Genomic DNA, 18,287 nt, shown 5'->3' on the forward strand with positions numbered 1-18,287 from the left:
GGGCGTCAGGTGTCAGCTGATGAGCCTGATCTGGATGGCAGGGCGCCGAGAGCTTCCTTTTCCGGTGGGTAGATAGCCCGAATGTCGACGAGCTGCTCGTTGCGGGTGGCCGTGGGGTTCACGTTGGAGGGGCCCTCGCCGTCGAGCAGAGCCTCGAAGCTGGGGTATTCCGTGACTCGCTCGACCGTGACCTCGCGATTCTCGTCTGTGCCCTTGATACGGAAACGGATCGTGTCGCCGGCGGCGAGGTCGGCGAGGTGGGCGTATTTGACCCGCACCTCGATGGTCTTGGTGCCTGCGGCCACGAGGTCGAAGTACTGGCGGTAGAGGTTGAGTTCGTGGACGCGTGGGGTGGTGTTGCTCATCGGGCGGGGATGCTCCTGGGTGCTGGTGTGGTGATCAGGCGGCCGATCTCGGCCGCGGAGTACGAGCGGAAGAAGTGTCGCGGGTCGGACAGCAGAGTTTCGGCCGTGGCCAGCAGTTGATCGGCGTACTCGGTGACGGTGCCGGGCCATTGCCGGGTGTCGAGCATCCAGTCGGCGGTGCCCTCGGGCAAGGCGGCGCCGCCTTCGCGGATGAGGGACTTGGACAGCTTCGCGCCGGTGTCGGTGACGACCTGCGGGCAGAAGAGGCGGGCGGGGAGTTGGGCCCGAGTGAGGCCGACGGCCTGGAGAGCTTCGTCGACCAGGAGGGAGCCGAAGATCCAGTCGCCGCCCTTGACCATGACGTGCAGGGTCCCATAGGGCGGGGTGTCGGTGAGGGCGAGCTCCTTGACGAGGTTGCGGTAGAGGGTCGCCAGGTCGAGGTAGGCGCCGGCGGTGGGTGTGATGGTGGTTCGGTAGGGGCCGTGGTAGAGGCATACGGCGGCGACGGTGGCCTCTTCTCGGTCGGTGAGATGGACCCGGGTGTGTTCCGCGTGCTTCTCCGCCCAGCCACAGTCTGCGTGCGGGCAGGGGATGCGCAGGTGCGGCGTCCCGGTGGAGGGGGCGAGCCACCAGCGGGCGGCGTCGAGCCGGGGGAGCAGTCGTAGCCAGGTGCGGCGGAAGTGCTCGCTGGCCTGCTGCTGGGTGTAGGTCTCGATGCGGTGCGGGATGCCCAGGCGTCGGGACAGAGCTGTGAAGAGGGGTTGGTAGAGGGCGTTGACGAAGCCGACCACGGCCGTGACGCCGAGGGCTTGGGCGTAGGCGCGTTGGTAGCGGTGGCCGTTGGTGGGGTCGGTGGCCAGTTCGTACGGGGCGTTGTCGAGGGCGCTGAAGAGGACCTCGGTGGGGATGCCGAAACGGTCGCGCAGGCGGGCGGCCATCGCGAAGGCCAGGGACTGCACGAGCGAGGTGCCGATGTGCGGTGCGCCGTTGATCTGGGTGCCGACGACCAGCACGATTCGCTCCGGCGGAGTGGCCAGGATGCGTGGAGTCAGGATGTCCTCGGCGCGGAGAAGGGCGTTGGCGAGCACGGTGTTCGGTGAGACGAGGCAGGTCGTCACAGGTTTCCCCTTGAGGTTGGGGTAGTGGGGCGTGGGGCCCGGGGCCTAGAGATAGGCGTCGGCGTGCGCTTCGTCCTTGGCCGCGGCGACGTACGGGTGCTGGAGCGCGGCACGGAGGGCGTCCGCGTCGGTGAGGGTGTCGTCGTCAGGCAGCTCGCACCACCCGCCGAACCAGTCGTCGAGCAGCTCCAGGCCGGGTGCGACGAGCCAGGAGTTGGCGGAGAGGTGCCGTACCGGCAGATCGTCCCAGCTGGCTGCGGTGCCGGTCGGGACGGCGTAGTAGAGACGCCCGTTGGGCCTGTCGTAGAGCACGGGGCCGACGGAGGTACCGGTGCCGCGCAGGTAGGCCAGGGCCAGGAGGCCGATCTCGGCGGAGGTGCGCACCACGTCCCAGCCGTCGCCGACCTTCAGCAGCCGTAGTCCTGGCACGTCGTTGACCATGGGCGCGCTTCGCAACGCGTCACGCACGGACATCACACACCTCCCTGTGGCCGAGACTGTGGCTCGCGCTGAGCGAAGAGACGGATCGCGTGGTCGGCGTGAGGAGGCGGATCACGATCAGACGAGCGCCTGTTGCTGCTATCTGCCGCTTGCGCTCGGTGCCGAGGCCCTTCGGGCCGAGGTGGCTGAGAGCCGGAACCACGGCACCGTAGGCATCGGGGAGTTCGAGCGCGTCGAGCAGACCGACGAAGGCGGGGGAGTGGATGACCACGGTGCGGTCGCGTTCGGTGAAGACGCCGCAGAGGGCCAGTTCGTGCCGGTCGCAGTACTCGGTGAGGCAGTCGACGAGCGCCGCGTGGCGGGGCAGCCCGCCGGTGACGTGGCGTACGTAGCCGAAGACCTGAGGGAAGGCGACGGGGCGGCGTTCGGTGATGAGTTCGTCGTCCATGCCCACAGCCTCGGCCGTCGCCAACGGCCTCGAAATGACCTGCTGTTGCACTTCCGTTGCACTTCCCGCCCCACACCGTCACCGAGAGTGCTTCCATACGCGACAGAGGGAGGTCATCCGTGGTCAGCGTGCAGCAGTGGACGGGTCGGGAGGCGAGCGCCCTGCGCGCCGCGTTGCGTATGAGCACGCGCGCTTTCGCCGAGCACCTCGGTGTCGCGCTGCGCACGGTTGCGAAGTGGGAGAGCCTCGGCGCGGAGACGCAGCCCCGACCGGACACCCAGGCCATCCTCGACACCGCACTCGCACGGGCGGATTCCGCCGCCCAAACCCGTTTCGAGGCAGTGCTGTTCCCTGAGCGGAAGAGCGCGCGGCCGGCGGACTACGAGACCTGGACCGAGGACATCGAGCGGGCTGTTGTCTGCATCAGCCGCCAGGACTTCCCTTTTGCCGCAGCCCTGTTGAACCGCTGGTTGAGCAGTCGTGCACCCCAGCAGCTGGACGACAAGGGCCTTTATTTGTACGGCCGTTCCCTTGTGCTCCTTGGCGACCTTCAACGCGATCAGGGCGCGATCCTCGGCCCACTCTCAGCCCGGCACTCCTACTTGACCGCCCGCGGCATGTTCACCGAGCTCGACATCCCACGCCGGGTGGCTCAGATCGAGCTGTCTTTGGCCGTCGTGCAGGAGATGTCCGGCAAGCTGGAATCCTCCGCCCGCCACTACGAACTCCTCGCCGGGGATGAGCGCTTGAGCCCGCGCGACCGTGCCAGGGCCCGGCTCTGGGTGGGTACGGCGCTGAGCAAGGAGGGCGACAACGAGTACGCGACCGGCGTCATGGTCGAGGCCACTCGCTCCTTCGAGGACCTGGGCGAGCCGGAGGACTGGTCGGTCGCCCACCAGAAGCTGGCCCTGGCCCACCGGGGCGCCGGTGACCTGAAGCAGGCCCTGCATTACATCGGCATCGCGCGGACCACCGGCACGGTCGACTCCCCGATGCAGCGGGTGCGGTTGGACACCGCGTACGGGCACATCCTTCTGTCGGATGCGGCGACCCGGAATGATGGGCTGTCCGTCCTCGATCAGGCGGCACAGGTGGCTCGCCAGTACGGGCTGAGCCACCAGCTGCGCAGCATTGAGGGCATCCGGAAGGACCAGCAGGGATGAGCCAGGGAGTGCCAGTGCCGGAGCACGAGCAGCGCCAGATCACCGACGAGCAGTTCCACGACGCGACGCTGATCTGGAACTACCACCAGATGGGCCACGAGCAGCGGCCCTGCTCGGCGGCGATCGGCCTGGGCAGCCACGACCTCGGTGTCGCCACGGCGGCCGCCGACCTCTACCGCGCCGGCCTCTTCCCGGTCGTGGTCTTCAGCGGCGGCAACAGCCCCACCACACGGGCCCGCTTCCCGCGCGGCGAAGCGATCCATTACCGCGAGCACGCTCTGAGCCTGGGTGTGCCGGACGAGGCGATCCTGGTCGAGGCGAAGGCGGCGAACACCGGCCAGAACATCACCTTCTCCCATGAGCTGCTGGCCGGGGCAGGTATCGGGGTCGAGTCGCTGCTGCTGATCTCCAAGCCGTACATGGAGCGTCGCTCGTACGCGACGTGCCGCAAGTTGTGGCCGGAGGTCGAGGTCGTGTGTGCGTCCGAGCCGCTGGAGCTGGACGACTACATCAAGTCGATCGGCGACGAGAAGCTCGTTGTCGACATGCTCGTCGGTGACCTGCAACGGGTGATCGAGTACCCGAAGCTCGGGTTCGCCGTCGAGCAGGACGTACCGGGGGATGTGCATGACGCTTACGAGCGCCTTCTACACGGCGGATTCGACAGCCGCCTCATCAGTACCTGAGTCACCCCGCGTCGGGCCGCCGGGCGGGGTGTGCGCGATCCACCAGCCGAACCTGTTTCCGCGGCTGTCCACGTTGGCCAAGCTGTACGCCGCCGACCGGTGGATCGTTCTCGACGACGTCCAGTTTGCCCGGCGCGACTATCAGCACCGGGCCCGCCTTGCGGCACTGGACGAGCCCGCACATCAGCAGTGGCTCACGCTTCCTACGCATCTGCCGGACGGGCGCCGGACGCTGATCAGTCAGGCGCGGCTCGCCGACCCCGGCCGCTCCCGTCGCACCGCCAGTCTTCTGATTCGCCAGTACTACGGCCGCAGCCGCCACTGGCCCGCGGTGCGTGAAGTCCTGGAGGCGGTCCTCGATGAGCTCGAGGACACCGACCGTGTATCCGACGTTGCCAGAGCGTCGACGGTCGCCCTGCTCACCGCGCTGGGCTGGAGCGGCGAGGTACTGAACAGCAGCGCGATCCCGACCCGAGAAGGCCGCTCGGAGCGACTCGCCGACCTCGCCGCGGCCACCAGCAGTACCCACTACCTCTGTGGCACGGGCGGCTGGCGCTACCTCGACACCCAGGCGTTCGACGCCCACGGCATCGAGGTGTTGTCCTTCCACACCCCTGTGGACATGGGCGACCCGCTGTGGCGGTGGGCCCGCCAGACCAGCAGCCTCTGGGCGATGAGCAGCTTGGGGCCAGCGGCCTTTGGGGAGAAGCTGATCGAACATCGACCGGCTGTTGCCCTGGGGGTTTCCGCGTGACTGAGCCGAGCGCTCCGGAGAAAAAGCCCTTCCTGTACGTCGTCGTCTGCGCGTGCGGCATCGCCAACGACGTCGGTAAGCTGATCACAGCCGCGCAGGAACAGCACTGGGACGTCGGTGTCATTGCCACCCCGCAGGGCTTGGGCTTCCTCGACACCGAGGCGATCGGCGCACAGACCGGCTACCCCATCCGCTCAGCCTGGCGCACACCGGGTGAGGCGCGTCACCTGCCGCCCGCGGACGCCATCTCCGTCGCGCCGGCCACCTTCAACACGGTCAACAAGTGGGCCGCCGGGATTTCCGACACCCTCGCCCTGGGCATCCTGTGCGAGGCGTACGGCATGGGCATCCCCACCGCGGTCCTGCCGTACCTGAACTCGGCCCAGGCCACCCACCCCGCCTACCGCCGCAGTCTGGACTGGCTGCGGGAGATGGGTGTGCTGATCGGTTCGTACGAACCGCACCGGCCGAAGGCCGGGGGCGGGGCGGACCTCTTCCGCTGGGAGGAAGCGCTGGAACTGCTCACTCCCAAGCTGTCCGCCCCGACCTGATCAGCGCCGTCGTGCCGATTGCGGCGGAGATCGGACGGGCAGGGCCGGGTGTTGCCTGACGCTGCGAGCCCTCGCCTCGCTACCTCGGCTCGTGGACCGGGCGCGTGGCGCTCGCCGAGGCGTTGGATGCGCCAAGTCAGCGCGCGGGCGGGGCTGTGGGCATCGTGCAGGGTGCGTTGGCCGAGCGCCTGGTCGAGGACGATGGCAGCGTTGTGTCCTGCTGCCCTACAACCGCAGCGTCTTCAACATGGGTGCCTGGAAGCTCGCCCTGGCCGCCGCCGGCGTGATCCCTCCGCGCGAGCGCGGCGCGTGCTACCTCCAGGCGGCCCCGGAAGATGGCATGCACGCCCTCCGGCACGCCTACGCCTCCGTGCTCCTGGACGCGGGGGAGAGCATCAAGGCGCTCTCCGAGTACCTCGGCCATTCGGACCCGGGCTTCACGCTGCGGACGTACACGCACCTACTGCCGTCCAGCGAGACCCGCACCCGCAAGGCGATCGACGACGCCCTCACGGAAACCGAGGCGGAAGGCAACCCACCCGGCGCCCAGGGCACATCAGCGCCCCCAGCGAAACCAATGTGCCCTCAATGTGCCCTGGCCGCCTGACGGCCCCTCCCGGCACATGACAAAGGCGGGACCCGAAAGCCCCGCCCGCACCAAACGAAACCCCAGGTCAGGGCCACACCAGGCAATAAGGCTGATGCCCCGCCTCATGCAGCCGGTGCGAGAAGTCCTGCCACTCGTGCAGCAGCTGGTACACGTTGAACGCGTCCCTCGGGCCGCCCCGGTCCGGGACCGTCGACCAGATGAAGGCCGCCGCTCCTACCGCTTCCTCGCCGATGCCGCGCAGGGGGTCGACGACCGTCATGGGGAGCTTGACCACCGCGTAGTCCGGGTGCAGGACGACCAGCTCCAGGGGTGGCACCTTGTTCAGAGGTACGCCTTCGATGCCCGTCAGCACCATCGCGGCCATGGTCTCCGGCTTGATCTTCGTGAACATGCCGTTCATGCCGAGCTCGTCGCCGCCGAGTTCCTCGGGGCGCATCGAGATCGGGACCCGGGCCGCGGTCGCGCCGTCGGGTGCGCCGAAGTATTTGTACGTCACCCCCACCCGACCACCATTCCTGCTCCCGGTCTGAAGGCGGTCGATCCGGCGATCGATCCGCTGGCCCCGCTGGTCCCACTGATCCATACGTCGGTCGCGCCGCTCGGACTCACTCGGTACGCCGCCCTGTTCCTGACGTGCTGCCTCAGCCGCTTCCTCCGCGTCGCGTCGGTGCCTTCCCCGCCGGGCACGTCGAGGACCCAGGTCGTCAGTCCCCTCGCCCAGTCCGCCACCGCGATGCATATCTCCACCCGACTGCTTTTCTAGGACGCGTGGCCCCCGCCGCGCAACCCGATCATCGTGTCAGTGACCTCCCCCACGGCCGCCCGCCGAAACGTGCGTCGAAACATCAGTCCGCAGGATCTTTACAGCCTCCGGCCGGCTACGTACCGGATGAGCTGGGTGTATCGGGTCACAGTCTCGCAGATGCCCCGGGCACCGCGCGGGTACCGCCGTCCTCCGCTGCGAGAAGACCACCGTCCTCCGCCTACCCTGAGGAGGTCACCCAGCAACCGGAGTCCGAGAAGCCGGAGAAGCCGCACGTCATGAGCGCCCAGAGCGAAACGCCCTATCCCTACGACGCGCCCGTCTCACAGGCGCTCTTCGACCGCGCCTCCGCGGTCACGCCCGGCGGCGTGAACTCCCCGGTGCGCGCCTTCCGTGCCGTCGGCGGCACCCCCCGCTTCATGGTCTCCGGCAAGGGGGCCTACCTCACCGACGCCGACGGCCGCGAGTACGTCGATCTTGTCTGCTCCTGGGGACCGATGATCCTCGGGCACTCCCACCCCGAGGTCATCGCCGCCGTCCAGGACGCCGTCTCCCGCGGTACCTCCTTCGGTACGCCCGGCGAGGGCGAGGTCGCCCTCGCGGAGGAGATGGTCGCCCGGATCGAGCCCCTGGAGCAGGTCCGGCTCGTCAGCAGCGGCACCGAGGCCACGATGAGCGCCATCCGGCTGGCCCGCGGCTTCACCCGGCGCACCAAGGTGATCAAGTTCGCCGGGTGTTACCACGGCCACGTCGACTCGCTGCTCGCCGCGGCCGGGTCAGGGGTGGCGACCTTCGCGCTGCCCGACACCCCGGGTGTCACCGGCGCCCAGGCCGGGGACACGATCGTGCTGCCGTACAACGATCTCGAAGCCGTGCAGGAGGCCTTCCACCGGCACCCCGGGGAGATCGCCTGTGTGATCACCGAGGCCTCGCCGGGCAACATGGGCGTCGTGCCGCCCGCGCCCGGGTTCAACCAGGGGGTCAGGGACACCTGCCACAAGAACGGCGCCCTGTACATCTCCGACGAGGTCATGACCGGGTTCCGGACCAGCCGGGCCGGGTGGTTCGGGATCGACGGGGTGGTGCCCGACCTGATGACCTTCGGGAAGGTCATGGGGGGTGGCTTCCCGGCCGCCGCCTTCGGGGGTCGGGAGGACATCATGGCGCACCTGGCCCCGGCCGGGCCCGTCTACCAGGCCGGCACCCTCTCCGGGAACCCCGTCGCCACCGCCGCCGGACTCGCCCAGCTGCGACTGCTCGACGACGCCGCGTACGAGAAGGTGGACGCCGTCTCCGCGCAGATCCAGGGGCTGGTCGGCGAGGCGCTGAGCAAGGAGGGCGTCGCGCACCAGCTGCAGAACGCCTCCAACATGTTCTCCGTCTTCTTCACCAACCGCCCGGTGCGCAACTACGAGGACGCGCGGGGCCAGGAGTCCTTCCGGTTCACCGCCTTCTTCCACTCCCTCCTCTCCAACGGCGTCTACCTGCCGCCGTCGTCCTTCGAGTCCTGGTTCGTCTCCACGGCCCACGACGAGCGGGCCATCCAGAAGATCGCCGACGCCCTCCCGGCGGCGGCCCGAGCGGCCGCGGAGGCCACGGCAGCATGAGCGAGCAGCAGGACATCACCGTCGTCCACGTGATGCGGCACGGCGAGGTCGCCAACCCCGACGGGGTGCTGTACGGCAGACTCCCCGGCTACCACCTCTCCGAGCTGGGCCGGCAGATGGCCGACCGGGTCGCCGAGCACCTCGCCTCCCGGGACGTGACGTACGTCGTCGCCTCGCCGCTGGAGCGTGCGCAGGAGACCGCCACCCCGATCGCCAAGGCGCACGGGCTCGACCTCGCCACCGACGAGCGGCTCATCGAGGCGGAGAACATCTTCCAGGGCAAGACCTTCGGGGTCGGCGACGGGGCGCTGAAGAAGCCCGCCAACTGGAAGTACCTCGTCAACCCGTTCCGGCCGTCCTGGGGCGAGCCGTACGTCGACCAGGTCGTCCGGATGAAGGGCGCGCTGGACGCGGCCAGGGACCAGGCACGCGGTCATGAGGCGGTGCTGGTCAGCCACCAGCTGCCGATCTGGATCCTGCGGTCGTACGTCGAGAAGCGCCGGCTCTGGCACGACCCGCGCAAGCGGCAGTGCACCCTCGCCTCCCTGACGACTTTCACATACGAAGGCGACAGGATCGTTTCCGTCGGATACAGCGAGCCGGCCATCGACCTCGTCCCGGCCCACCTCCGTGCCGGCGCCAAGCCGGTGAAGGGGAAGGACAAGGCCTTCGGGGCGTAAGGCCCCCATGGCATACGGTACTTATCCACTCCTTCGTCGCATTCGGCTTGAAACGGCGAAGAAGTGAAGGAACCCGATCGTTCGTCGCGCCCTCTGACTGGGTGACCACCAGAGGACGCGACGAATCGGGGAACCATGCGCACCTTCACCCGAAGGGGAATACTCGGCGTCGGCGCGGGCGCCGCGGCCGGACTCGGCCTCGCAGGCTGCGGCACTCACACATCGTCGGACGGGACGACCCATGTCGGCGGTTCCGGCGGGACGCCCTCCGGAAAGCCCAAGCCCAAGCCCACCGCCCGCCCCCTCGGCGACGGTTCCACCTCGAACAGCGGCAAGCAGCCCCACCAGCCCGGCGCCCCCGAGCCGCTGGAGCCCGGCCAGACCCCGCCGCAGTTCGTGATCTTCTCCTGGGACGGCGCCGGCGAGGTCGGCAACGGCCTCTTCCCGCGCTTCCTGGACCTCGCCAGGGAACACGGCGCGTCGATGACCTTCTTCCTCTCGGGCCTCTATCTCCTCCCCGAGTCGAAGAAGCGGCTGTACAACCCGCCGAACAACCCCCGCGGCGCCTCCGACATCGGCTACCTCACCGACGAGCACATCAAGGCGACGCTCACCAACGTCCGCCGCGCCTGGCTCGAAGGGCACGAGATAGGCACCCACTTCAACGGCCACTTCTGCGGCGGCTACGGCACGGTCGGCAACTGGACGCCGAAGCAGTGGCGCAGCGAGATAGACCAGGCGAAAGCGTTCGTGAAGGAGTGGCGGACCAACAGCGGCTGGACCGACCTGCCGTCCCTGCCCTTCGACTACGACAAGGAGCTGGTCGGCGGCCGCACCCCCTGCCTCCTCGGCCAGAACAACCTGCTGCCCACCGCCCGCGAGCTCGGCTGGCGCTACGACGCCTCCTCGCCCGGCGGCCGCCAGACCTGGCCGGACAAGAAGCTGGGCATCTGGGACCTGCCCCTCCAGCAGATACCTTTCCCCGGTCACTCCTTCGAGGTCCTGTCCATGGACTACAACATGCTCGCCAACCAGTCGGTCAACTCGACGAAGGCCCCCGCCTACAACTACCCGGGCTGGCGGCGCCAGTCGGCAGGGTCGTACATAGCGGGATTCGAGCGGGCGTACACGACAAACCGGGCGCCGTTCTTCATAGGCAACCACTTCGAGCAGTGGAACGGCGGCATCTACATGGACTCCGTCGAGGAGGCCTTCAAGCACATCGCCCGTGAGAAGGAGAAGGGCGCCGACGTACGCCTGGTCTCCTTCCGCCAGTTCGTGGACTGGATGGACGTACAGAAGCCCGAGGTCCTGACGAAGCTCCGCACGCTGGACGTGGGGCAGCAGCCGACGGGCGGCTGGAAGGCCTTCCTCAAGCAGGGGGCCGCGGCCTGAAAGGGACGTTTCCCGGACCAAGGGGGGTGCGCAAGATCCTCAGAACGGGCATGCGAAACTTTTCACATGAGTACCCGTAGCCGCGCCGTCCTGCTTGGCGCCATGGCCGCCGCGGCGGCCCTGACCCTGTCCGCGTGCGGCAACGGCGGCGCCTCCGGCGGAGGCGGCAACACCAACTTCGTCGCCGGCAAGGACGGCATCGACACGGTCGCGAAGGGCCACCGCGCGGCGGCCCCCGACCTGTCCGGGAAGACCATCGACGGCAGCACGCTGGACGTCGCCGACTACAAGGGCAAGGTAGTCGTCATCAACGTCTGGGGCTCCTGGTGCAGCCCGTGCCGCGCCGAGGCCCCCTACTTCGCCTCCGTCTCCAAGGAGTACGCGAGCAAGGGCGTCCAGTTCGTCGGCATCAACACCCGCGACACCAGCACCGGTTCCGCGGTCGCCTTCGAGAAGCAGAACGGCATCGGCTACCCGAGCCTGTACGACCCGACGGGCAAGCTGATGCTCCGCTTCAAGAAGGGCACGCTCAACCCGCAGGCCATCCCCTCCACCCTCGTCCTCGACCGGCAGGGCAACGTAGCGGCGCGCTCGCTGGCGGCGCTCAGTGAGGAGAACCTGCTGAAGATGATCAAGCCGGTTCTCACGGAGAAGTGACGTGAGTGCCCTCCTGACGTTCGCGGCCGCGACCGACGGACCGAACACGACCGTCATGAACGGCGCGCTGCTGCTCGCCCTGCCGATCGCCCTCCTCGGCGGACTCGTCTCCTTCTTCTCCCCGTGCGTGCTGCCGCTCGTGCCCGGATACCTCTCCTATGTCACGGGGGTCGCCGGCACCGACCTGGCCGAGGCCCGGCGCGGCCGGATGGCCACCGGCGCCGCGCTCTTCGTGCTCGGCTTCACCGCCGTGTTCGTGTCGAGCGGAGCCCTGTTCGGCTACTTCGGCCAGGACCTTCAGGAGGAGTCCGGCACTCTCGGCAAGGTGCTCGGGGTCCTGATGATCGCCATGGGCGTGTTCTTCATGGGCCTGATGCCCTGGTTCACCCAGCGCGAGTTCCGCTTCCACCGGCGGCCGGTGGCCGGTCTGGTCGGCGCGCCCCTGCTGGGCGCGCTGTTCGGGATCGGCTGGACGCCGTGTATCGGCCCGACGCTCGCCGCCGTGCTGAGCCTCTCCGCCCAGCAGGGCAGCGCGGGCCGCGGCGCCATACTGACGGTCGCGTACTGCCTCGGCCTCGGCGTGCCCTTCGTGCTCGCCGCGGTCGCCTTCCGCAAGGCGCTCGGCGCCTTCGGCTGGGTCAAGCGCCACTATGTCTGGGTGATGCGCATCGGCGGCACGATGATGATCGTGACCGGTGTGCTGCTGCTGACCGGGGCCTGGGACAGCCTCGTGCAGGAGATGCAGGGCTGGTCCGACGGCTTCACTGTAGGGATCTGATCGATGAGTACGACTTCGAAGAACGCCTCCGACGATCAGGATCTCGGCGCGGCCGGCTCGCAGCTGTCCACCGCGCCCTCCCAGGACGAGCCGCCGATCGTCCCCGGCATCGGTGTCGTCGGCTGGGCCCGCTGGTTCTGGCGGCAGCTGACCTCGATGCGGGTCGCGCTGCTGCTGCTCCTGCTGCTGTCACTGGGCGCGATCCCCGGCTCGCTGATCCCGCAGAGCGGCGCCGACATCAACAAGGTCGCCGACTTCCAGAAGGCCCACAGGACGCTCTCGCCGGTCTACGACAAGCTCGGCCTGTTCCACGTCTACAGCTCGGTGTGGTTCTCGGCGATCTACATCCTGCTGTTCGTCTCGCTCGTCGGCTGCATCATCCCGCGCGCCTGGCAGTTCGTGGGCCAGCTGCGCGGCCGCCCGCCGGGCGCCCCGAAGCGGCTGAACCGCCTCCCGGCGTACACGACCTGGCGGACCACGGCGGAGCCCGAGGAGGTCCGTGCGGCGGCGCTGAGGCTGCTGAAGAAGCGGCGCTTTCGCGCCCACCTCGTCGGGGACGCGGTCGCCGCCGAGAAGGGGTACGTCCGCGAGTTCGGCAACCTCGCCTTCCACATCGCGCTGATCGTGCTGCTGATCGCGTTCGCCTCCGGCCAGATGTACAAGTCGGACGGCACCAAGCTGGTCGTCGAGGGCGACGGGTTCGCCAACTCGATCCTCCAGTACGACGACTTCAAGTCCGGCTCCATGTTCAGCACCGACGACCTGGTGCCGTTCAGCTTCGACCTGAAGAACTTCCGCGCCAGCTATCAGACCAGCGGCCCCAGCAAGGGCACGCCGGTCACCTTCAGCGCGGACATCGACTACAGCGAGGGCGCCTACGGCAAGGCGAAGCGGACCACCATCAAGGTGAACGAGCCGCTGCACATCGACGACGCCAAGGTCTACCTCGTCAGCCACGGCTACGCCCCGGTCATCACGGTCCGCGACGGCAAGGGCGACGTCGTCTACCACGACGCCGTGCCGCTGCTCCCGCTCGACGCCAACGTCACCTCCCAGGGCGTGGTCAAGGTGATGGACGGCTACAAGAACGCCCAGGGCGTCGGCGAGCAGCTCGGCATCTCGGCGTTCTTCCTGCCGACCTACGGCGGCGGCTCCTCCGTTCTCTCCACCTTCCCGTCGCTGGACAACCCCGTGCTGAACCTGACGCCGTACCACGGCGACCTCGGCGTCAACGCCGGGATCCCGCAGAGCGTGTACCAGCTCGACAAGACCCACATGAAGGAGTTCAAGGACTCCAAGGGAGCGCAGCTGCGGGACAACCTGAAGCCCGGGCAGACCATGCAGCTGCCGAACGGCGCCGGTTCCGTGACGTTCGAGAAGGACGTCAAGGAATGGGCCGGCTTCGAGATCGTCCAGGAACCCGGCAGCGGCTGGGCGCTGGGCGGTGCCCTCACCGCGATCTTCGGCCTCGCCGCCTCGCTGTTCATCCAGCGCCGCCGCGTCTGGGTGCGGGCCGTGCCGGGCCCCGACGGCGTCACCGTCGTCGAGATGGCCGGCCTCGGCCGCAGCGAATCGGCGAAGGTGCCCGACGAGCTGGGCGACCTCGCGGGAATCCTCTACGACCAGGCGCCGGGGGCTCCCGACCCCGACGAAGACGACCGTTCCGCAGAATCCCCCGTACCTGCCGAAGGGGCTGAGAAGCGATGACTTCCGCCGCCGCAACCACGCTCGCCGCGACCAACGAGCATCTCGCGAGCATGAGCAACACGCTCATCTACTCCTCGATGGCCGTCTACACGCTGGCCTTCTTCGCCTACATCTTCGAGTGGCTGCTGGGCAGCCGCAGCCGGGTCGCCCGTACCGCCAACGCGCTCACCACCGAGGGCACGGCGAAGAAGGCGCCGGCGGTCACGGTCAAGAAGGCCGGCGGCACCGCCGTACTCGAACGCCCGCAGATCGTGGTGCGCTCCGCGGCGGGCTCGCGTGACGTGCCGGACGGTCCCGGCGCCCACGGCGGCGACGAGCAGGGCGACCTCTACGGCCGGATCGCGATCTCCCTCACGGTCCTCGCCTTCCTCGTGGAACTGGCCGGCGTGATCACCCGGGCGGCCTCCGTGCAGCGGGCGCCGTGGGGCAACATGTACGAGTTCAACATCACGTTCTCCACGGTCGCCGTCGCCATCTACCTCGGGCTGCTGACCCTGAAGAAGAACGTCCGCTGGATGGGCCTCTTCCTCATCACCACGGTCCTGCTCGACCTAGGTCTCGCGGTCACCGTCCTCTACACGGCGAGCGAGCCGCTGGTCCCGGCCCTGCACTCGTATTGGCTGTACATCCACGTCTCGACCGCCATCTTCTGCGGCGCGGTCTTCTACGTCGGCGCGGTCGCCACGATCCTGTACCTCTTCAAGGACTCCTACGAGAACAAGCTGGAGACCGGCGGCACCCCCGGCCGCTTCGCCGCCTCGGTCCTGGAGCGCCTCCCGGCGTCGGCCTCGCTGGACAAGTTCGCCTACCGGGTGAACGCGGCGGTCTTCCCCCTGTGGACCTTCACGATCATCGCGGGCGCGATCTGGGCGGGCAGCGCCTGGGGCCGTTACTGGAACTGGGACCCCAAGGAGACCTGGTCCTTCATCACCTGGGTCGCCTACGCCTGCTACCTGCACGCCCGCGCCACCGCAGGATGGAAGGGCCGCAAGGCCGCCTACCTGGCGATGCTCGCCTTCGGCTGCTGGCTGTTCAACTACTACGGCGTCAACATCTTCGTCACCGGCAAGCACTCCTACGCGGGCGTGTAGATCCGTTGTCGGCAGAGGCCGGTTCCCGTGACCCAGGTCGCGGGGACCGGCCTTCGTCGTACGGGGAGCGACCCCAGGGGTGCGGATCCCGGGGGCCGGGGTCAGGCTGGTGTCATGACCGGTTCCGTCGAACAGGCCACCAGTCAGACCCACGGGAGAACGCACATCCTCCACTTCCTGGTGCGGCTTCCGAGGTCGCCGCACCAGGTCTGGCCCAGTCTGACGACCCCGGACGGCCTGGCCGCCTGGTTCACCCCGGCCGACGTCCTGCAACCCCGCCTGGGAGGCACGGTCACCCTGCGTGATCTGGGCACGGGCCGGGTCACGGCGTGGGACGTGGACCGGGTCGCCGAGTACACGGTGGAGAACGGCGGCCGGATCCGCTTCCACCTGGAGCGCGACGGGGAGTCGGGCAGCGCCCTGCGCTTCACGCACGAGTTCAAGGGCGAGGTGGACACGGAACAGCGCTGGCGGACCAGATTCGAACGCTTGATTGATGTCGATGTTCCGTAGCGGCGCCTCCTGGCCGGCGGCGCCTCCTGGCGGAAACCGAAGCCCGGAGCAGTTCATTCACGCAGCCCGGGATAGCGGTGGGAGAGTTCCGTGCGGTTGCGGACGCCCAGCTTGCGGTAGACGTTGCCGAGGTGGAACTCCACCGTCTTCGGGCTGAGGAACAGCGCCGAGGCGGCCTGCTTGTTGGTGGCTCCCCGGACGACCGACTGGGCGACCTGGACCTCCTGCGGCGTCAGGCCCCCGGCTCCGGACGGCTCCGACCGCGCCCGTACGGTCTCCCCGGTCGCCGTCAGCTCCCGGTGGCAGCGCTCCGCCCAGACCTCGGCGCCCAGCCGCTCGAACCCGTCCAGCGCGCACCGTAACTGCTCCCGTGCCCTCGCCCGCTGCCCGGCACGGCGCAACCGCTCCCCGTAGACGAGCCGGGTCCGGGCGGTCTCCAGCGGGCACGGCACCTCGGCATGGAGTGCCAGGGCCTGCTCGAAGCAGCCTTCCGCCCTCGGTCCCGCGGCCAGGCCGCGCAGTCTGAGGGCGATCGCGGCGCGCAGCGGAAGGCGCCCCTGCCCCGCATGCCGTGCCAGGGACACCCGTGCCCTCTCCGGCAGCGGCATTCCGCTGCGTATCCGTGCCTCCATGGCGTCGAAGTCGCCGTCGAGCAGCCAGTCGGGATCGTCTGTGGACGTGGACATCGCTCCCTCGCGGAATCGGCGGAGTGCCTCCGGGTAGTCGCCGATGCTCAGCTCCAGCAGTCCCAGGGCCTCACTCGCGTCACGCGGACAGTCGGTGCCGGCGCGTCGCAGTGCGAGCGCCCGTTGCCCGTGCTCCCGGCAGAGCTCGGCCTTGCCGCGTACCGCCTCGACGTGCGCCAGGGCGGACAGGGACAGGTACTGCCAGAACTCGTTGCCCGTGAACGCGGCCAGTTCGACGGCTTCGGTCGCCGTCGCACGCGCCGCCTCCGTACGACCCGTGAACATGTCCGCGTACGAGGAGACGTACAGCGCGAAGGGCAGCATGCCGGGGGCTCCGGCTGCCCGCAGCCGCTCCAGGAACGTCCTGACGGTCCGCCGGCCCAGCAGGTGCTCGGAGCTTTGCCCCAGGTGCAGCAGGGTGATGCCCCGGATCAGTCCGGTCACCGGTGCCCCGGGCGGCCGAGCCCCGTCGAACGGTTCCTCCGCCCGCGCGGCCGCGTCGAAGGCGGCGGCGGGATCAACGGACAGCAGCGACGCCATGGCGGCGTCCGCGAACAGCTCGGAGCTGCGCCGTGGGTGGGTGTCGCAGAGTTCCTCGGCGGCCTGGAACACGGCCCGGCGGGCGAGGGCGGGATGTCCGGTGAACAACTCGACGCGGGACTCGACGCGGGACTCGACGCGGGACTCGACGCGGCCGGGCCCGGCGGCCGTCGCCGCGCGCGGTCCGGGTCTGCCGACGAGAGCGTCGGCCTCCGCGAGGAGGTCCCTGGCGGGTGTGTCGCGTCCGCCCGGGAGGGCGTCCCCGGCTGCCGCGGTGACCCTCGCCGGCAGCGAGCCGGGCAGTGGGTGGCGCCCGCTCAGCTGCGGGCCGGTGAGCCCGTTCACCAGCTCGATCAGGGCCCCCGGGTTGCCGGCGCTGCCGAGCGCGAGCCGGTGCCGTACGTCCCTGTGCGGTCGTACCCCGGTCCGGTCGGCGACCAGCTCGCCGACGGCCGTCTCCGTCAGCGCGGCCACCTCCAGCACGGGGAGCGCGACGATCAGCGAGTCGACCGCCGGATCCGGCCGGGCCGTGACCAGCATGCCCAGGTCCTCGGCCAGCAGCCGGCGGGCCGCGAAGGCCAGCGCCCCGGCGGAGGCGGGGTCCACGTCGTGCACGTCGTCCACGGCCACCAACAGCGGTCGTTCCCCGGCGAGTTCGGCGAGCAGGCTCAGGGTCGCGGCGCAGACCCCGAAGCGGTCGGCGGCGGGTCGCGGGGGCCCCAGGGCGACGGCTCCGCGCAGTGCCTGGGCCTGGGCCGCCGGGAGCCGGTCGATGAGCTGGGCGTCGAAGCGGACGAGCTGGGAGAGACCGGCGAAGGCGAGGTGCTTCTCCGGCGCCCAGCCCCGCAGCCAGAGCACCCGCATGCCCTCTTCCCGGGCCGCGTCGGCACCGTGGCGCAGCAGCGCGGTCTTGCCGATTCCGGCCTCGCCCCGCAGCACCAGGACACGGCTTCTGCCCCGGCGGGCGTCCTGTACCAGTCGACCGATCCGCTCGGTCTCCGTGTGCCGTCCGAAAAGCATGGCCCAGGGTAGGACGGGCGCCCCCCGGGGGCGGGGCGGGTGACGGGCAGTGGGGTACCGCGGGCGATTCGGGCTGCCGAGGTTCGCAACCTCCCCCATCCGGACCCGGGCGGCGTACGCGGTGTGGCGTACCGGATTCGTACCGGCAACCCTGGGGATTTCCCCGGGGCGACCCGGGGACCGGTGAACCTACGGTGAGGGCACTCGACTTCAACGGCGAAGGAGAACCGTCATGCCCGAGGACTACAACGCGAGGATCAAGGCGCTTTCGGTGGTCAGGAAGGGTACGTCCTCCACGGTGGACGTACTCGGTGTCACCAACGACTTCGACGTCGTCGCGGACATCGAGGTGGGGGCGTCGATCAACGCGGTCAGCAGCCGCGTCCAGATCCGGGCGTCGGTCGGTAACCAGACCCAGCTCGTCCAGGTCCAGACCCAGATGTACGACCAGCCGGCCTCGCCTGCGAGCGCGACGCTCACCGAAACGATCCGCATCCCGTTCAACGCCCTCGACACCACCAAGGTGACCGAAGGCGACCTCCTCCAGGCGGTCGCCACGCTCAAGGTCATCGCGGGTGCGCTGTCCGACGTCTCCCACACGAACAGCGAGACGTTCGTCTACGCCTCGTGAGGCATCCGCACCACGCGCCGCGGCGGCACCTGACCGCCGCGGCGCGCAGGCGTCGGGGCAGCACGGTGAGCGGCGGCCGAAGA

Annotated in this window: 19 protein-coding genes and 1 pseudogene; 14 read left to right on the forward strand and 6 right to left on the reverse strand. The window is 69.4% G+C overall.

The window, feature by feature from the left end; all coding sequences use genetic code 11:
- Positions 1–5 precede the first annotated feature (5 nt).
- Genes AB0D59_RS13030 through AB0D59_RS13045 form a run of 4 tightly spaced genes read right to left on the reverse strand, consistent with a single transcriptional unit; the run spans position 6 to position 2,372 of the window.
- Entirely contained in the window at positions 6–365 is a 360-nt protein-coding gene (locus tag AB0D59_RS13030) for an ASCH domain-containing protein (RefSeq protein ID WP_362564303.1), read from the reverse strand.
- The gene (locus tag AB0D59_RS13035; RefSeq protein WP_362564305.1) at positions 362–1,483 is read right to left on the reverse strand and encodes a hypothetical protein; all 1,122 of its coding nucleotides are present in this window, start codon (positions 1,481–1,483) and stop codon (positions 362–364) included. The genes AB0D59_RS13030 and AB0D59_RS13035 overlap by 4 nt, the downstream gene beginning before the upstream one ends.
- 45 nt (positions 1,484–1,528) lie before the next feature.
- Positions 1,529–1,957, reverse strand: a complete 429-nt coding sequence (locus tag AB0D59_RS13040; protein ID WP_362564306.1) for a hypothetical protein — start codon at positions 1,955–1,957, stop codon at positions 1,529–1,531.
- Positions 1,944–2,372: a hypothetical protein gene (locus AB0D59_RS13045; RefSeq protein ID WP_362564308.1), complete on the reverse strand. Its 429-nt coding sequence runs from the start codon at positions 2,370–2,372 to the stop codon at positions 1,944–1,946. The genes AB0D59_RS13040 and AB0D59_RS13045 overlap by 14 nt, the downstream gene beginning before the upstream one ends.
- A gap of 119 nt (positions 2,373–2,491) precedes the next feature.
- Between AB0D59_RS13045 and AB0D59_RS13050 the strand changes: the two genes are divergently transcribed.
- The 5 genes and pseudogenes from AB0D59_RS13050 to AB0D59_RS13070 form a co-directional block, all read left to right on the forward strand.
- On the forward strand, positions 2,492–3,535 hold the full coding sequence (locus AB0D59_RS13050; RefSeq protein WP_362564310.1) for a hypothetical protein: 1,044 nt from the start codon (positions 2,492–2,494) through the stop codon (positions 3,533–3,535).
- Entirely contained in the window at positions 3,532–4,221 is a 690-nt protein-coding gene (locus AB0D59_RS13055; protein WP_362564312.1) for a YdcF family protein, read from the forward strand. The genes AB0D59_RS13050 and AB0D59_RS13055 overlap by 4 nt, the downstream gene beginning before the upstream one ends.
- A gap of 28 nt (positions 4,222–4,249) precedes the next feature.
- The gene (locus AB0D59_RS13060) at positions 4,250–4,975 is read left to right on the forward strand and encodes a WbqC family protein (protein ID WP_362564654.1); all 726 of its coding nucleotides are present in this window, start codon (positions 4,250–4,252) and stop codon (positions 4,973–4,975) included.
- Positions 4,972–5,526 (forward strand): flavoprotein, encoded by a 555-nt coding sequence (locus AB0D59_RS13065; RefSeq protein WP_362564313.1) that lies wholly within the window; start codon positions 4,972–4,974, stop codon positions 5,524–5,526. Before AB0D59_RS13060 ends, AB0D59_RS13065 begins: the two co-directional genes overlap by 4 nt.
- A gap of 226 nt (positions 5,527–5,752) precedes the next feature.
- A pseudogene (locus AB0D59_RS13070) lies at positions 5,753–6,133 on the forward strand (tyrosine-type recombinase/integrase); the annotation flags it as partial.
- 67 nt (positions 6,134–6,200) lie between these two features.
- On the opposite strand, the gene AB0D59_RS13075 reads toward AB0D59_RS13070, so the two are convergent.
- Complete coding sequence (locus AB0D59_RS13075; RefSeq protein ID WP_362564315.1) at positions 6,201–6,875, reverse strand: hypothetical protein; 675 nt, start codon at positions 6,873–6,875, stop codon at positions 6,201–6,203.
- 302 nt (positions 6,876–7,177) lie between these two features.
- Here AB0D59_RS13075 and hemL point away from each other — a divergent pair, with 302 nt between their 5' ends.
- The 8 genes from hemL (at position 7,178) to AB0D59_RS13115 (ending at position 15,327) form a co-directional block, all read left to right on the forward strand.
- Positions 7,178–8,506, forward strand: a complete 1,329-nt coding sequence (gene hemL / locus AB0D59_RS13080; RefSeq protein ID WP_362564317.1) for a glutamate-1-semialdehyde 2,1-aminomutase — start codon at positions 7,178–7,180, stop codon at positions 8,504–8,506.
- On the forward strand, positions 8,503–9,186 hold the full coding sequence (locus tag AB0D59_RS13085) for a histidine phosphatase family protein (protein ID WP_362564319.1): 684 nt from the start codon (positions 8,503–8,505) through the stop codon (positions 9,184–9,186). Before hemL ends, AB0D59_RS13085 begins: the two co-directional genes overlap by 4 nt.
- Positions 9,187–9,321: 135 nt before the next feature.
- Positions 9,322–10,581, forward strand: a complete 1,260-nt coding sequence (locus AB0D59_RS13090) for a hypothetical protein (RefSeq protein WP_362564321.1) — start codon at positions 9,322–9,324, stop codon at positions 10,579–10,581.
- A gap of 66 nt (positions 10,582–10,647) precedes the next feature.
- On the forward strand, positions 10,648–11,238 hold the full coding sequence (locus tag AB0D59_RS13095) for a TlpA disulfide reductase family protein (protein ID WP_362564323.1): 591 nt from the start codon (positions 10,648–10,650) through the stop codon (positions 11,236–11,238).
- A 1-nt stretch (position 11,239) separates the two neighbouring features.
- Positions 11,240–12,016, forward strand: coding sequence for a cytochrome c biogenesis protein CcdA (locus AB0D59_RS13100; RefSeq protein WP_351694294.1), 777 nt, complete (start codon positions 11,240–11,242; stop codon positions 12,014–12,016).
- Positions 12,017–12,019: 3 nt separating this feature from the next.
- Positions 12,020–13,723: a cytochrome c biogenesis protein ResB gene (locus tag AB0D59_RS13105; RefSeq protein WP_362564325.1), complete on the forward strand. Its 1,704-nt coding sequence runs from the start codon at positions 12,020–12,022 to the stop codon at positions 13,721–13,723.
- Entirely contained in the window at positions 13,720–14,814 is a 1,095-nt protein-coding gene (ccsB, locus tag AB0D59_RS13110; protein WP_362564327.1) for a c-type cytochrome biogenesis protein CcsB, read from the forward strand. The genes AB0D59_RS13105 and ccsB overlap by 4 nt, the downstream gene beginning before the upstream one ends.
- Before the next feature lie 114 nt (positions 14,815–14,928).
- The gene (locus AB0D59_RS13115; RefSeq protein WP_362564328.1) at positions 14,929–15,327 is read left to right on the forward strand and encodes an SRPBCC family protein; all 399 of its coding nucleotides are present in this window, start codon (positions 14,929–14,931) and stop codon (positions 15,325–15,327) included.
- A gap of 53 nt (positions 15,328–15,380) precedes the next feature.
- Here AB0D59_RS13115 and AB0D59_RS13120 read toward each other — a convergent pair whose 3' ends face one another.
- The gene (locus AB0D59_RS13120) at positions 15,381–17,573 is read right to left on the reverse strand and encodes an AAA family ATPase (RefSeq protein WP_362564330.1); all 2,193 of its coding nucleotides are present in this window, start codon (positions 17,571–17,573) and stop codon (positions 15,381–15,383) included.
- A gap of 232 nt (positions 17,574–17,805) precedes the next feature.
- Here AB0D59_RS13120 and AB0D59_RS13125 point away from each other — a divergent pair, with 232 nt between their 5' ends.
- A complete protein-coding gene (locus AB0D59_RS13125) occupies positions 17,806–18,204 on the forward strand; it encodes a hypothetical protein (protein ID WP_362564332.1) in 399 nt (132 codons plus the stop codon).
- The last annotated feature ends 83 nt before the right edge of the window (positions 18,205–18,287 follow it).

The sequence above is a fragment of the Streptomyces sp. NPDC048417 genome (genome assembly GCF_040651615.1).
Classification (GTDB): Bacteria; Actinomycetota; Actinomycetes; order Streptomycetales; family Streptomycetaceae; genus Streptomyces.